General features: G+C 60.0%; 13 protein-coding genes. 11 read left to right on the top strand and 2 right to left on the bottom strand.

The features are described from left to right. Positions 1–81: 81 nt before the first annotated feature. The 11 genes from ACLH0H_RS11780 to ACLH0H_RS11730 all read left to right on the top strand — a co-directional run bounded on the left by ACLH0H_RS11780 (position 82) and on the right by ACLH0H_RS11730 (position 14224). Entirely contained in the window at positions 82–2895 is a 2814-nt protein-coding gene (locus ACLH0H_RS11780) for an LPS-assembly protein LptD (RefSeq protein WP_411382125.1), read from the top strand. Further along, positions 2870–4210 (top strand): peptidylprolyl isomerase, encoded by a 1341-nt coding sequence (locus ACLH0H_RS11775; protein WP_307388689.1) that lies wholly within the window; start codon positions 2870–2872, stop codon positions 4208–4210. Before ACLH0H_RS11780 ends, ACLH0H_RS11775 begins: the two co-directional genes overlap by 26 nt. Beyond that, on the top strand, positions 4207–5196 hold the full coding sequence (gene pdxA / locus ACLH0H_RS11770) for a 4-hydroxythreonine-4-phosphate dehydrogenase PdxA (protein ID WP_411382124.1): 990 nt from the start codon (positions 4207–4209) through the stop codon (positions 5194–5196). Before ACLH0H_RS11775 ends, pdxA begins: the two co-directional genes overlap by 4 nt. Next, the gene (rsmA, locus tag ACLH0H_RS11765) at positions 5193–6005 is read left to right on the top strand and encodes a 16S rRNA (adenine(1518)-N(6)/adenine(1519)-N(6))-dimethyltransferase RsmA (protein WP_076953305.1); all 813 of its coding nucleotides are present in this window, start codon (positions 5193–5195) and stop codon (positions 6003–6005) included. Before pdxA ends, rsmA begins: the two co-directional genes overlap by 4 nt. Positions 6006–6213: 208 nt before the next feature. Beyond that, positions 6214–6594, top strand: coding sequence for a Co2+/Mg2+ efflux protein ApaG (apaG, locus tag ACLH0H_RS11760; protein ID WP_411382123.1), 381 nt, complete (start codon positions 6214–6216; stop codon positions 6592–6594). After that, positions 6594–7442 (top strand): symmetrical bis(5'-nucleosyl)-tetraphosphatase, encoded by an 849-nt coding sequence (locus ACLH0H_RS11755; RefSeq protein WP_411382122.1) that lies wholly within the window; start codon positions 6594–6596, stop codon positions 7440–7442. Before apaG ends, ACLH0H_RS11755 begins: the two co-directional genes overlap by 1 nt. Before the next feature lie 9 nt (positions 7443–7451). Next, positions 7452–7781: a thiosulfate sulfurtransferase GlpE gene (glpE, locus tag ACLH0H_RS11750; protein WP_411382121.1), complete on the top strand. Its 330-nt coding sequence runs from the start codon at positions 7452–7454 to the stop codon at positions 7779–7781. Positions 7782–8065: 284 nt separating this feature from the next. Further along, on the top strand, positions 8066–9988 hold the full coding sequence (locus tag ACLH0H_RS11745; RefSeq protein WP_024077722.1) for a PrkA family serine protein kinase: 1923 nt from the start codon (positions 8066–8068) through the stop codon (positions 9986–9988). Between the two features lie 113 nt (positions 9989–10101). Beyond that, positions 10102–11373 (top strand): YeaH/YhbH family protein, encoded by a 1272-nt coding sequence (locus ACLH0H_RS11740; protein WP_411382120.1) that lies wholly within the window; start codon positions 10102–10104, stop codon positions 11371–11373. Continuing rightward, the gene (locus ACLH0H_RS11735; RefSeq protein ID WP_411382119.1) at positions 11370–12932 is read left to right on the top strand and encodes a SpoVR family protein; all 1563 of its coding nucleotides are present in this window, start codon (positions 11370–11372) and stop codon (positions 12930–12932) included. Before ACLH0H_RS11740 ends, ACLH0H_RS11735 begins: the two co-directional genes overlap by 4 nt. 62 nt (positions 12933–12994) lie before the next feature. Beyond that, positions 12995–14224 carry a multifunctional CCA addition/repair protein gene (locus tag ACLH0H_RS11730; RefSeq protein ID WP_411382118.1) on the top strand — a complete coding sequence of 410 codons (1230 nt, stop codon included), beginning with the start codon at positions 12995–12997 and terminating at the stop codon, positions 14222–14224. Here the strand turns inward: ACLH0H_RS11730 and folK are convergent. Both folK and folB read right to left on the bottom strand, forming a co-directional pair. Next, the gene (gene folK / locus ACLH0H_RS11725) at positions 14219–14737 is read right to left on the bottom strand and encodes a 2-amino-4-hydroxy-6-hydroxymethyldihydropteridine diphosphokinase (RefSeq protein ID WP_411382117.1); all 519 of its coding nucleotides are present in this window, start codon (positions 14735–14737) and stop codon (positions 14219–14221) included. The two genes, ACLH0H_RS11730 and folK, sit on opposite strands and share 6 nt — an antisense overlap. Next, entirely contained in the window at positions 14728–15081 is a 354-nt protein-coding gene (gene folB, locus ACLH0H_RS11720) for a dihydroneopterin aldolase (RefSeq protein WP_411382116.1), read from the bottom strand. The genes folK and folB overlap by 10 nt, the downstream gene beginning before the upstream one ends. Positions 15082–15087: the final 6 nt, after the last annotated feature.

The raw sequence follows: 15087 nt of genomic DNA, 5'->3' as shown, positions 1-15087 counted from the left end.
TCACGCATCTTTTTCAGACCATCGAGAGGCGTGCGGCCCAAACCGCGGGCAGATGGCACGCAGGAAGCCCGGACTAATAAGATGGCATTGAAATCCCCCGCGTTTCGTAGAAAATTTCCGTTGCTGGTAACCGGCAGTCTGCTGGCCTTGCAACCCTTCGCCACCTCATTCGTGGTCGCCGCGGAACAGTATGACTGCTCAGTCTCTGCTTCGGGTGCCTGGGATTGCGCGCCGAAAACCGCCGCAGCCCCGTTGCCACCGCGCCCGGTGCATGATGGCGCGGCCGTGAGCTCCGCCAACAGCACGGCGCAAGCCGATGCCGGCGGCAAGGCCGAGGCCGTGCCGCAGACCGCATTGGTCACCGAATCCAAGGGCCGTGGCCTGCGCTCGCGCAGCGCCGACTACAGCCACCTGGACTGGGTACCGCGCGACAAGCTGACCGCCGCGCAGTTGGCCGAAACCGGCCCGTACTGCGGTGGCGCGTACATCGAGCCGATTCGTCCTGGCATGAACGACAAGACGAACAAGAGCGATGCGCCAACCTTCATCGGCGCCAAGGCCTCGCGTTACGAGCAGGAATCGCAAGTCGCGACCCTGGCCGGTGACGTCGTCATGCGCCAGGGCAGCATGCAACTTGAATCCGAAGAAGCCAGCCTGTACCAGGCCGAGAACCGTGGCGAGCTGAACGGCAAAGTCCGTCTGCGCGACAATGGCGCGCTGATCGTGGGCGACCACGCCGAAGTGCAGCTGGACACTGGCGCCGCCCAGATCGACAACGCCGAATACGTGATGCATAAGTCGCGTATCCGCGGTAACGCGCTGTACGCCAAGCGTGCCGAAAACGCGATCATCCGTCTCAAGGACGGTACGTACACCACCTGCGAGCCAGACAGCAACGCCTGGCAGCTCAAGGGCAACAACATCACGTTGAACCCGGCCACCGGTTTCGGTACGGCCACCAACGCGACGTTGCGGATCAAGAACATCCCGATCCTGTACACCCCTTACATCTATTTCCCTATCGACGACCGTCGTCAGTCCGGCTTCCTGCCGCCGAGCTTCAGCACTGGCAGCGAAACCGGCTTTACGCTGAACACGCCGTACTACTTCAACCTGGCGCCCAACTACGACGCCACGTTGTATCCGCAGTACATGACCAAGCGCGGAATGTTGATGGAAGGCGAATTCCGCTACCTCACCAAGTCCAGCGAAGGCCAGTTCGGTGGCGCGTACCTGAACGACGACAGCGACGAGCGGAAGAAGCAGACCGATTACGAGAAAACCCGCTACATGCTCAACTGGCAGCATCAGGGCGGGCTGGATTCGCGCGTAGCGACTCAGGTTGACTATACCCGGATCAGCGATCCCTATTATTTCCAGGATCTGAAGAGCAACCAAATTGGCGTGGAGTCCCGGGACTTCCTCAATCAGCAGGGTTCCGTGACCTATCGCGGCGACTCCTATCAGGCCCGTTTGAACGTCCAGGCCTACCAGCTGGCGACGATTTCCCAGATCACGCCGTATGATCGACTGCCGCAGATCACCTTCAATGGTGCGCTGCCCTATCATCCGGGCGGGTTGAACTTCACGTACGAGACGGAAGCCGTTCGCTTTGAGCGCAGCCTGGAAAAGGGCTCGTTCACGGACGAAAATGGCAATGTGTCCGCTCGATTGGATACAAACGTGAGGGGCCTGACCCGCGCGAACGGCACTCGTTTGAACGTAGCGCCCGCTGTCGATTATCCGATGAACTGGACCTACGGCTTCATTACGCCGAAGCTCAAGTACGTTTACACCAAGTACGATCTTGACCTGGATAACATAGGCAAGAACGACATTGTTGCAGCGCAAGCCGCAGCGGCGTCAGCTGGCACCCAATACGCCGGCGGCACGTTTAATAGCTCGCAAGACCGCGCAGTTCCAATCGCCAGCGTCGACAGCGGCCTGTACTTCGACCGCAACACCAACTGGTTCGGAAAAGAGTATCGCCAGACCCTCGAGCCACGTGCGTTCTACCTTTACGTTCCGAATAAAGACCAAAGCGATATCCCGGTCTTCGACACCAGCGAGTACTCGTTCAGCTATGCGTCGCTGTTTCGCGACAACCGCTTCAGCGGTGCCGACCGCATCGGCGATGAAAACAAGCTGTCCCTGGGCGTAACAAGCCGCTGGATCGAGGAAAACGGCTTTGAGCGTCAACGCGTCAGCGTCGGCCAGGCCGTGTACTTCAAGGATCGCGAAGTTCAGTTGCCGGGCATCCTGGCCGCCGACCGTGCCGATGCACAGTCCGACGTTTCGCCCGTCGCCCTGGACTACGAGTTCCGCTTCAACCGTGACTGGCGCGCCACTGCCGACTACAACTGGGACACCGAGGAACACAGCCCTCGTTCCGGCAGCGCGATGCTTCACTACCAGCCGGAAGACAACCCGAACAAGATCATCAACGTCGGTTATCGCTATCGTAACGACCAGGTGGTTTACAACCAGCTGACCGGCAGATGGCAGTTCGGCGGTGACTTTGGTCGCCCGGGCGATCCGAACTTCGTGAAGGATTACTACAAAATCCAGCAACACGATTTCTCGATGATGTGGCCGATCATCCCTCAGTGGAACCTGATCACCCGCTGGCAGTATGACTACGCTCGCAACCGTACCTTGGAAGCCTTCGGTGGTTTCGAGTACGACAACTGCTGCTGGAAACTGCGTGTCATCAACCGCTACTGGGTGGATAACGACGAATACAGCCAGCTCGCCCCGCAGAACGAAAAGGGTGACCACGGGCTCTTCCTGCAAATCGTCCTCAAAGGACTCGGCGGCCTGACCGGCGCCAAGGTAGAGAGCTTCCTCGACAAAGGCATTGAAGGTTATCGTGAACGTGAAAACCAAGCTTTCTGATTGTCTGCGCCCGTTCGTACTGGGCGCACTGTTCCTGGGCACCGTATCGGCGCACGCCGCGGTTCAACAGCTGGATAAGGTAGTGGCCATCGTCGATAACGACGTGATCATGCAGAGCCAACTGGACCAACGCGTCAAGGAAGTCCAGCAAACCATCGCCAAGCGTGGCGGTGGCGTGCCGCCTACCAGCGTCCTGGACCAACAGGTGCTGGAGCGCCTGATCGTCGAAAACCTGCAACTGCAGATCGGTGATCGCTCCGGCATCCGTATTTCGGACGAAGAACTGAACCAGGCTGTCGGCACCATTGCCCAGCGCAACAACATGAGCATTGACCAGTTCCGCGCCGCCCTGGCCCACGATGGTTTGTCCTATGAGGACGCCCGTGATCAGATCCGCCGCGAGATGATCATCAGCCGTGTGCGCCAGCGCCGTGTGGCCGAGCGGGTGCAGGTGTCCGAGCAGGAAGTGAAGAACTTCCTGGCGTCGGACCTGGGCAAGATGCAGCTGTCCGAAGAACTGCACCTGGCCAACATCCTGATTCCGACACCGGACAGCGCCAACTCCGAGCAGCTCAATGCCGCTGCGGCCAAGACCCAGGCTATCTATGAACGCCTCAAGGCCGGTGCCGACTTCGCCCAGATGGCCATTGCCCAGTCCGGCAGCGACAACGCCCTTGAAGGCGGTGACATGGGTTGGCGTAAAGCCGCTCAATTGCCGCCGCCGTTCGACCGCGAACTGAGTGCCATGGAAGTCGGTGGCATCACTCAACCCGCGCGTACACCAGGTGGCTTCATCATCCTGAAGTTGCTGGAGCGTCGCGGTGGCGAGACCTCGCTGAAAGACGAAGTGCATGTTCGCCACATCCTGGTCAAACCAAGCGAAATCCGCACCGAAGCCCAAACCAAGGAATTGGCCCAGAAGATCTACGACCGCATCGAAAGCGGAGAAGACTTCGCTACCCTGGCCAAGAGCTTCTCGGAAGACCCGGGTTCGGCCCTTAACGGCGGCGACCTGAACTGGATCGATCCGAAAGCGCTGGTGCCGGAGTTCCAGCAGGTGATGGCCGAGACCCCGCAAGGTGTGTTGTCCAAGCCGTTCAAGACTCAATATGGCTGGCATGTGCTGGAAGTCCTTGGCCGTCGTGCCACCGACAACACCAACCAGGCCCGCGAGCAACAAGCGCTGAACGTACTGCGTAACCGCAAATACGATGAAGAGCTGCAAACCTGGCTGCGTCAGATCCGCGACGAAGCCTACGTTGAGAACAAGCTGCCAGGCGCCGAGCAAACAGGCACCGACCAGGCAGTTCAGTGAAACCCAAGCGTTTCGCGGTAACACCCGGCGAGCCGGCCGGCATTGGTCCAGACCTGTGCCTGCTGCTCGCCTCGCAAGCCCAGCCACATCCCGTGATCGCCATTACCAGCCGCGACCTGCTCCTTGAGCGGGCCGCGCAGCTGGGTGTGGCCATCAACCTGCTGGACGTGGCGCCAGGCGGCTGGCCCGACCTGCCCGCCCCGGCCGGCAGCCTGTATGTATGGGACACGTCCTTACAGGCCAAGGTGGTCGCCGGGCAACTGGACAAAGCCAACGCGGCATTCGTGCTGCAAACCCTGGCGCGTGCGGGGCAAGGCTGCATCAACGGCGATTTCGCCGGCATGATCACCGCGCCCGTACACAAGGGCGTGATCAATGAATCCGGCATCGCCTTTTCCGGCCATACCGAATTCCTCGCCGAGCTGACCAACACCGCTCAAGTCGTCATGATGCTGGCCACGCGCGGCCTGCGGGTTGCATTGGTGACCACGCACCTGCCGCTGCGCGACGTTGCCGAGGCCATTACCGCTGAGCGTGTGGAGCGCGTGACGCGCATCCTCTACGCCGACCTGCAACACAAATTCGGCATCGCCCGACCGCGCATCCTGGTCTGTGGGCTCAACCCCCATGCCGGTGAAGGCGGACACCTGGGCCGTGAAGAAATCGACATCATCGAACCAACTCTGGAGCGTCTGCGCCAAGAAGGCATGGACCTGCGCGGCCCATTGCCTGCGGACACTCTGTTTACCCCCAAATATCTGGAGCACTGCGACGCAGTGCTGGCGATGTACCATGACCAGGGGCTGCCGGTGCTTAAATACAAAGGCTTCGGCGCCGCAGTCAACGTGACACTGGGCCTGCCGATCATCCGCACCTCCGTCGACCATGGCACCGCCCTGGACCTGGCCGGCAGCGGCAAGATCGACACCGGCAGCCTGCACGTGGCCCTGGAAACCGCCTATCAGATGGCCGAGACCCGTATATGACTGAGCATTACCAACACCGGGCGCGCAAGCGCTTCGGGCAAAACTTCCTGCACGACGCTGGCGTGATCGACCGCATCCTGCGCTCCATCCATGCCAAATCTTCCGACCGCCTGCTGGAAATCGGCCCGGGCCAGGGCGCCCTGACCCAAGGCCTGCTGGCCAGCGGCGGCCAGCTGGATGTGGTGGAGCTGGATAAGGACCTGATCCCGATCCTCAACCAGCAATTCGCCGATAAGCCCAACTTCAACCTGCATCAGGGTGATGCACTGAAGTTCGACTTCAACAGCCTCAACGCAGCGCCTAGCAGCCTGCGGGTGGTGGGTAACCTGCCGTACAACATTTCCACCCCGCTGATTTTCCACCTGCTGAACAACGCCGGGATCATCCGCGACATGCACTTCATGCTGCAAAAGGAAGTGGTGGAACGCCTGGCTGCCGGCCCAGGTGGCGGTGATTGGGGCCGTCTGTCGATCATGGTCCAGTACCACTGCCGCGTCGAACACCTGTTCAACGTCGGGCCTGGCGCGTTCAACCCGCCGCCGAAGGTCGACTCGGCCATCGTGCGCCTGGTGCCCCACGCCGTGCTGCCTCACCCGGCCAAAGATCATAAATTGCTCGAGCGCGTGGTGCGTGAAGCCTTCAACCAACGCCGCAAAACCTTGCGCAACACGCTCAAGGCGCTGCTGAGCAACGCCGAGATCGAAGCCGCCGGCGTCGACGGCAGCCTGCGCCCCGAGCAACTGGACCTGGCCGCATTCGTGCGCCTGGCCGACCAGCTCGCCATCCAGCCCGCGCCAACATCGGAGTAAGGCTCAACGCAACTCAAATGAGGGAGCGGGCTTGCTCGCGAATACGGTGGATCAGTTAAAACATCTGTGACTGACACACCGCATTCGCGAGCAAGCCCGCTCCCACATTCGCCGCGCCACGAGCCAGCATGTCTGGCCTAGTGCCCTCCTCTTGGCCTAGACTGATCCGCATCTGCTGTCTTCCGCTTTTGCTTTTAAGGCCTCTTGCATGTCCGATCCTCGCTACCAGATCGACGTCAGCGTCGTCACCCGCTTCCTGGCGGACCAATCGCAACCTGAACTGAACCGCTTCGCCTTCGCCTACACCATCACGGTGAAAAATAACGGGCTGGTGCCGGCCAAGTTGTTGTCACGCCACTGGATCATCACTGACGGCGACGGTCAGGTCGAAGAAGTGCGCGGTGCAGGCGTGGTAGGCCAACAACCGTTGATCGACAGCGGCGCAAGCCATACCTACAGCAGCGGCACGGTGATGACCTCCAAGGTCGGCACCATGCAAGGCTCGTATCAGATGAAAGCCACCGATGGGCACATGTTCGACGCGACGATCAAGCCCTTCCGCCTCGCGGTACCCGGAGCCCTGCACTGATGGCGACGTACGCGGTCGGTGACCTGCAGGGTTGCCTGGCGCCTCTCAAGTGCCTGCTTGAGCAGGTCGCCTTCGACCCGGAGAACGATCGCCTGTGGTTGGTCGGTGACTTGGTCAACCGCGGGCCCGAATCCCTGGCGACCCTGCGCTACCTATATGGGCTGCGTGACTCGCTGGTATGCGTCCTGGGCAACCACGACCTGCATTTGCTGGCGGCCGGCAATAACATCGAGCGTCTGAAGAAGGGCGATACCCTGCGCGAAGTCCTTGAAGCGCCGGATCGCGCCGAGTTGCTCGACTGGCTGCGCCGGCAAAAAATCATGCATTACGACGAAGCCCGCAATATGGCCCTGGTCCATGCTGGCATCCCGCCCCATTGGACCCTGAAGAAAGCCCTCAAGTGCGCCGCCGAAGTCGAAAGCGCACTGGCCGATGACAACCTGTACACCGCCTACCTAGACGGCATGTACGGCAACGAACCGGTGAAGTGGGATAACGACCTCACCGGTGTCACGCGCCTGCGGGTAATCACCAATTATTTCACGCGCATGCGCTTCTGCACCGCTGAGGGCAAGCTGGACCTCAAGAGCAAGGAAGGCACCGACACCGCGCTGCCCGGCTACAAACCGTGGTTTGCCCACAAGGAGCGCAAGGCCCGTGACACGAAGATCATCTTCGGCCACTGGGCGGCCCTGGAGGGCAAATGCGACGAGCCCGGCGTGTTCGCCCTCGACACCGGTTGCGTGTGGGGCGGCGCCATGACCCTGATGAACATCGACACCGGCGAGCGCCTGAGCTGCCGATGTGAACCTCCCGTTTCTTTGACACTGCCGGCCGCCAAGCCCTAGGAGCCCGCCATGAGCGAATTCAAACGTATCCCCCCAGAACAAGCCCAGGCACTGCGCGAGCAAGGCGCCGTGGTGGTCGACATCCGTGACCAGCCGACATACGCAGCGGCCCATATCACCGGCGCCCGGCATCTGGACAACGTCAACTTCGCTGACTTCATCCGCGCCGCCGACCTCGACGCGCCGGTGATCGTGGCGTGCTACCACGGTAATTCCAGCCAAAGCGCTGCGGCCTACCTGATCAGCCAAGGCTTCTCGGATGTCTATAGCCTGGACGGCGGCTTTGAGCTGTGGCGTACGACCTATCCTGCGGAAATTTCTTCCGACAATTCGCAATAATTTTTTTCACACCCCGCTACCCCGCGTGACGCTTGGGCTCGCGCCGATTCTGACGAACGGCGCGGCCAAACTAATTGCGCATCGCGCCTTGACCTCTCCGATTCCGAACTATCCTTAAGCGCAGGCCATCCGAATCAGGGGAGAGCCGGTACACCGGCGCGCGGGTCATCGGTAGCGTTTCAGGGTGTTTGGGGGGAAAACAGCCATTGGCATGCGTCAATGTCTGCCAGCATCGACTGATTGACCCGGCGTCGGCTCCACGTATCGAGCGAGGTGACGACGTCATGAGTATCTTTAGCCACTTCCAACAACGCTTCGCGTCCACACAGCAGGAGGAACTCACGCTTCAAGAGTACCTTGAGCTGTGCAAGCAGGACCGCAGCACCTACGCGTCTGCCGCCGAACGCCTGCTATTGGCGATTGGCGAGCCGGAGCTGGTAGACACCTCGAACAATTCGCGCCTGTCGCGTATATTTTCCAACAAAGTGATCCGTCGCTATCCGGCCTTTGAAGACTTCCATGGGATGGAGGAATGCATTGACCAGATCGTCTCCTACTTCCGCCATGCCGCCCAAGGCCTGGAAGAGAAGAAACAGATCCTCTACCTGCTCGGCCCCGTCGGCGGCGGCAAGTCGTCACTGGCCGAAAAACTCAAGCAATTGATCGAAAAGGTGCCCTTCTACGCGATCAAGGGCTCGCCGGTATTCGAGTCGCCCCTGGGCCTGTTCAACGCCACAGAAGATGGCGCAATCCTCGAAGAAGACTTCGGCATTCCGCGGCGCTACCTCAACACCATCATGTCGCCTTGGGCCACCAAGCGCCTGGCCGAATTCGGCGGTGACATCAGCCAGTTCCGCGTGGTGAAACTCTACCCATCCATCCTCAACCAGATCGGCGTGGCCAAGACCGAACCGGGCGACGAGAACAACCAGGACATCTCGGCGCTGGTGGGCAAGGTCGATATCCGCAAACTCGAGGAATTCCCGCAGAACGACGCCGATGCCTACAGCTACTCGGGTGCGCTGTGCCGGGCCAACCAGGGCCTGATGGAATTCGTGGAGATGTTCAAGGCGCCGATCAAGGTGCTGCACCCACTGCTCACCGCAACCCAGGAAGGCAACTACAACAGTACCGAAGGCTTGGGCGCGATTCCGTTCACCGGGATCCTGCTGGCTCACTCCAACGAATCGGAATGGCACACCTTCCGCAACAACAAGAACAACGAAGCCTTCATCGACCGCATCTACATCGTCAAGGTGCCGTACTGCCTGCGGGTCAGCGATGAAATCAAGATCTACGACAAACTGCTGTTCAACAGCTCCCTGGCCAAGGCCCATTGCGCGCCCGACACCTTGAAGATGCTCGCCCAGTTCACCGTACTGTCGCGTCTCAAGGAGCCGGAAAATTCGAATATCTATTCGAAGATGCGGGTGTACGACGGCGAAAACCTCAAGGACACCGACCCCAAGGCCAAGTCGATCCAGGAATACCGCGACACAGCCGGCGTGGATGAGGGCATGAACGGCCTGTCGACGCGCTTTGCGTTCAAGATCCTGTCCAAGGTCTTCAACTTCGACCCTCACGAGATCGCCGCCAACCCCGTGCACCTGCTCTATGTGCTGGAACAGCAGATCGAACAGGAGCAATTCCAGGCGGAAACCCGCGAACGCTACCTGCGTTTCCTCAAGGAATACCTGGCGCCGCGCTACATCGAGTTCATCGGCAAAGAAATCCAGACTGCGTATCTGGAGTCCTACAGCGAGTATGGCCAGAACATTTTCGATCGCTATGTGCTGTACGCCGATTTCTGGATCCAGGATCAGGAATACCGCGACCCGGAAACCGGCGAAATCCTCAACCGCGTGGCACTCAACGAGGAGCTCGAGAAAATCGAGAAACCGGCCGGCATCAGCAACCCGAAAGATTTCCGCAACGAAATCGTCAACTTTGTGTTGCGCGCGCGCGCGAACAACAACGGCAAGAACCCGACCTGGCTCAGCTACGAGAAGCTGCGGGTGGTCATCGAGAAGAAAATGTTTTCCAACACCGAGGACCTGCTGCCGGTCATCAGCTTCAATGCCAAGGCCAGCAAGGAGGATCAGCAAAAACACAACGACTTCGTCACTCGAATGGTCGAGCGCGGCTACACCGACAAACAGGTACGGCTGCTCTCCGAGTGGTATCTGCGGGTTCGTAAATCGCAGTAAGGCAGCGACAGGCATACGCTGCCGGGCCATTGGCCTGGCAGCCGACCGCTTGTCCCTAAGCTTCCAGCTCGCGGCTTGAAGCTTGTAACGTGAAGCTGCCCGGAGGGCTCCCCATGAGCTATGTGATCGACCGCCGCCTCAATGGCAAGAACAAAAGCACGGTAAACCGTCAGCGTTTCCTGCGGCGTTACCGTGGCCACATCAAAAAGGCCGTCGAAGAGGCCGTCAGCCGCCGCTCCATCACTGACATGGAGCATGGCGAACAAATCAGCATTCCCGGACGGGACATCGACGAACCGGTGCTGCACCACGGCCGGGGCGGCAAGCAGACCGTCGTGCATCCGGGTAACAAGGAATTCACCACCGGTGAGCACATCCAGCGCCCCCAAGGCGGTGGCGGCGGCAAGGGTCCGGGCAAGGCGGGCAACACCGGCGAAGGCATGGACGAGTTCGTCTTCCAGATCACCCAGGAGGAGTTTCTCGAGTTCATGTTCGAGGACTTGGAGCTGCCCAACCTGGTCAAGCGCCACCTGACCGGCACCGACACATTCAAGACCGTGCGCGCCGGGATCAGCAACGAAGGCAACCCGTCCCGCATCAATATCATCCGCACACTGCGCTCAGCCCACGCCCGGCGAATTGCCTTGTCGGGCAGCAGTCGCGCCAAACTGAAGGAAGCCAAGGAAGAGCTGGCGCGCTTGAAGCGCGAAGAGCCGGACAATTTCGGCGATATCCAGCAAATCGAGGCTGAAATCGAGAAACTCAGCGCGCGTATTCACCGCGTGCCATTCCTCGATACCTTCGACTTGAAGTACAACTTATTGGTCAAGCAACCCAACCCCAGCTCCAAGGCGGTGATGTTCTGCCTGATGGACGTATCCGGCTCCATGACCCAGGCCACCAAGGATATCGCCAAGCGCTTCTTTATCCTGCTGTACCTGTTCCTGAAGCGGAACTACGACAAGATCGACGTAGTGTTCATCCGCCATCACACCAGCGCCCGGGAAGTGGACGAAGAAGAGTTCTTCTACTCGCGGGAAACGGGGGGCACCATCGTCTCCAGCGCCCTGAAGCTGATGCAGGAGATCATGGCCGAGCGCTACCCCGCCAATGAATGGAACATCTACGCCGCCCAAGCCTCGGACGGTGACAACTGGAATGACGACTCGCCCATCTGCCGCGACATCCTGATCAACCAGGTCATGCCGTTCGTGCAGTACTACACGTACGTTGAAATCACCCCCCGTGAGCACCAGGCACTGTGGTTCGAATACGAGCGCATCGGCGAAGCCTTTACCGATACGTTCGCCCAACAGCAACTGGTCTCGGCCGGCGATATCTACCCGGTCTTCCGTGAACTCTTCCAGCGCAGGTTAGTGACATGACCGCCAAAAAAGAGCTTAAGCGCCAACCAATTTCCACAGGGTCCGAGTGGACCTTCGAACTGATCCAGGCCTATGACCGGGAAATAAGCCGCATCGCGGCGGGTTATGCCCTGGACACCTACCCCAACCAGATCGAAGTGATCACCGCCGAACAAATGATGGATGCATACGCCTCCGTAGGCATGCCACTGGGGTATCACCACTGGTCCTACGGCAAACACTTCCTCAGCACGGAGAAGTCCTACACCCGTGGCCAGATGGGCCTGGCGTACGAAATTGTGATCAACTCCGACCCGTGCATCGCCTACCTGATGGAAGAAAACACCATCTGCATGCAGGCGCTGGTGGTGGCTCACGCCTGCTATGGGCACAACAGCTTCTTCAAGGGCAACTACCTGTTCCGCACCTGGACCGATGCCAGTTCGATCATCGACTACCTGGTGTTCGCCAAGCAGTACATCATGCAATGCGAAGAACGCCACGGCATCGATGCGGTGGAAGACCTGCTCGACTCCTGCCATGCGCTGATGAACTACGGCGTTGACCGCTACAAACGCCCGTACCCGATTTCCGCCGAAGAAGAGCGCCTGCGCCAGAAGGAGCGCGAGGAGCACCTGCAGAAGCAGATCAACGACCTGTGGCGCACCATTCCCAAGCGCGCCGACAAAAACAATGAAAAGGACAATGCGCGCTTCCCCAGCGAACCGCAGGAAAACATCCTCTATTTCCTGGAAAAACACGCACCGCTGCTTGAGCCCTGGCAAAGGGAGATCGTGCGTATCGTGCGCAAGATCGCCCAGTACTTTTATCCACAGCGCCAGACCCAGGTGATGAACGAAGGCTGGGCGACGTTCTGGCACTACACGCTGATGAACGACCTTTACGACGAAGGCCTGGTCACCGACGGCTTCATGATGGAGTTCCTCACGTCCCACACCAGCGTGGTATTCCAGCCCGGCTTCGACAGCCCTTATTACAACGGCATCAACCCGTATGCGCTGGGCTTCGCCATGTACCGCGATATCCGGCGCATGTGCGAACACCCCACCGAGGAAGACCGCCGCTGGTTCCCGGAAATCGCCGGTAGCGATTGGCTGTCCACCATCAAGTTCGCCATGAGCAGCTTCAAGGACGAGAGTTTTATCCTGCAGTACCTGTCACCGCAGGTGATTCGGGACCTCAAGCTGTTCAGCATCCTCGACGACGACCTCAAGGATGACCTGGTGGTACCGGCCATTCACGATGAGCCGGGCTACCGCACCATTCGCGAAACGCTGGCGGCGCAGTACAACCTGGGCAACCGCGAGCCCAACGTGCAGATCTACAGCATCGACGTGCGTGGCGATCGCTCGCTGACCTTGCGTCACCAGCAGCATGACCGCAAACCGTTGGGCGAGTCCACCGAGGAAGTGCTCAGGCACCTGCATCGGCTGTGGGGCTTCGACATTCACCTTGAGACCCTGCAGGGCGACCAAGTGATGAAAACCCACCACGTACCACCGCGCAACGATCATAACGATGACTACGGCCGCGTGGACCTCGCCGTCGTTCATCTCTGAACAGCAAAGCCTCCATTGGCCAGGCACAGACGGTATCCTGTGACGCTAATGGAGGCTTTTTCATGAAAATCTACAAAGTCGGCGGTGCGGTACGGGACCGTCTCCTGGGCATCCCGGTCACCGATATCGACCGCGTTGTCGTGGGCGCAACTGCCGAAGAGATGCTGGCCAAGGGTTACAAGCCGGTTGGCGCTGACTTCCCGGTGTTCCTCGACCCAAAAAACGGCGATGAATACGCGCTTGCCCGCACGGAACGCAAGAGTGGCCGGGGTTATGGCGGCTTTGTGTTTCACGCCAGCCCCGAGGTCACGCTGGAAGAAGACCTGATCCGTCGCGACCTGACCATCAATGCCATGGCGGAAGACGATGACGGCAACCTGACCGATCCTTATCACGGCCAGCGCGATCTTGAAGCACGTATTTTGCGGCATGTTTCCCCGGCATTCGCCGAGGATCCCTTGCGAGTCCTGCGCGTTGCGCGCTTTGCCGCGCGGTACGCTCACCTGGGTTTTACCGTCGCGCCGGAAACACTCGCACTGATGCGTCAGCTCTGCGCGTCCGGCGAACTGCAAGCCCTGACGCCGGAGCGCAGTTGGAAAGAAATCTCTCGAGCGCTGATGGAAGACCAGCCCCAGGTCTTTATCCAAGTGCTGCGCGACTGCACGGCGCTGAAAACCTTGATGCCTGAGGTCGATGCGCTGTTCGGTGTTCCACAACCCGAAGCCCATCACCCTGAAATCGATACCGGCATACACACCTTGAGCGTGCTGGAACAAGCAGCCTTGCATCAGCAACCACTCACCGTGCGCTGGGCCTGCCTGCTTCACGACCTGGGCAAGGGCACGACACCTGTGGATAAGTTGCCGCAGCACATTGCCCATGAACATCGGGGCTTGAAGCTGATCAAGGCCGTCAGCGAGCGCTTCAAGGTACCCAAGGACTGTCAGGAATTGGCGCTGCTGGTGGGCCAGTATCACACCCACGGCCACCGTGCTCTGGAGCTGAAAGCTTCGACGTTGCTGGAGCTGCTGCAGAGTTTCGACGTTTACCGCCGGCCGCAGCGCTTTGAAGAGTTTGTCGTCGCGTGCGAGATGGATGCCCGAGGCCGCAAGGGCCTGGAACAAAGAAGTTATCCACAGGCGGATTATTTACGCGGCGCGGCGAAGGCGGCGCGCGAAGTCGCCGTTGCGCCGCTGCTGGAGAAAGGCTTCAAAGGCCCCGAATTGGGGGAGGCCCTCAAGCGCGAACGGCACAAAGCATTGAAGGCCTACAAGGAACGGCAGTCCCTATAGGAGCGCATCCGGCGTCAGTTGGTGGCCCTGCCATTCGAAACCGACAGGCGCCAGCACCTGGGCAATCTGCGCATCGCGCCACAGCTCAGCCAGGGTCTTGCCCGCTTCAGGATGCACACGCTCAGGCGCCATCAACGACAGTGGCCACAGCACAAAGGCGTTCTTGAGGATTTCCGCACGCGGCAGGATCAAGCCATCGAAGTTGCCCACCAAATCGCCATACAACAACACATCGATATCCAGCGGCAGGCCCTTGCGGTCTGGCGCATAGCGGCCGTTATCGGCTTCGATGAATTTCAACCGGCGATCCAGTTCCATCAAGGGCAGGTCGGTGTAAGCCGACACCACCAAGTTGAAGAACGGCCCGCTCTTGATGCCCACCGGCTGGCTTTCGAACACCGGCGAGCAACGCACATCGGTCAAGAAACCTGCCAGCGCATCAAGGCCGGCGCGTAGATGCGACTCGCGCTCGATATTGCTGCCTAGGCCAAGGTAAACCTGAGTTAGCGACATCCGCGCTCGATCTCCACGCCCACGCCCTTGGCAGCCGGCACGGCACCTGGCTTGGTCAACTTGAGGTGCAACCAGGGAATCTGAAATTCACTCATCAGTACTTCGGCCAGGCGCTCTGCGAACGTTTCGACCAACTGGTACTGGGCCTGCTCGGCAAAAACCTGGATGCGGGCGGACACGCTGGCGTAATCCAGCGCCAGGGTCAGGTCGTCACCCGCGGCAGCCGGGCGGTTGTCCCAGGCGAAGCTCAGGTCCAGACGCAGGCATTGGCGGATTCCGCGCTCCCAGTCGTAGGCCCCGATCACGGTGTCGACTTCCAGGCCTTCGATAAACACTCTGTCCAAGCACTC

The sequence above is a fragment of the Pseudomonas sp. MPB26 genome (assembly GCF_046605355.1).
Classification (GTDB): Bacteria; Pseudomonadota; Gammaproteobacteria; order Pseudomonadales; family Pseudomonadaceae; genus Aquipseudomonas; species Aquipseudomonas cedrina.
This window is presented reverse-complemented; position numbering and strand designations above follow the sequence as displayed.